This window comes from Tardiphaga robiniae (assembly GCF_013359755.1).
In the GTDB taxonomy this organism is placed as follows: domain Bacteria; phylum Pseudomonadota; class Alphaproteobacteria; order Rhizobiales; family Xanthobacteraceae; genus Tardiphaga; species Tardiphaga robiniae.
In genome coordinates, this window is sequence record NZ_JABMCJ010000033.1 from 1 (window position 1) to 333 (window position 333).

The 333-nt window shown below is 28.8% G+C and carries 1 pseudogene; it reads left to right on the top strand.

Going from position 1 to position 333, the window contains the following annotated elements:
• Positions 1–333 (top strand): annotated as a pseudogene (locus tag HP556_RS00155) (hypothetical protein); the annotation flags it as partial.

The window sequence follows — 333 nt, forward strand, 5'->3', positions numbered from 1 at the left end:
CCTCCAAACCGCAAGAACAGTAACATTTATTATTCAAAAAAACAAAAACCAGATTATAGGATATGACATTTGGTATAACAATAATGTTATTGAAAAATGGAAAAATGATCCATTAATGGCTTGGGCTAAAAATTCTCGCAATACGATAGAAAAACAAGGCGATTTAGAAATGTATAGCGAGGCAAAGGCTACTCTTATTTCATCTTACATTGAAGAAAATGACATTGAGTTTATTACAAATGAAAGTATGTTAAACATTGGTATAAAAAAGTTAGTCAGACTTGCACAAAAGAAATTACCTTCATATTTAACTGAATCATCTATTATTAAATC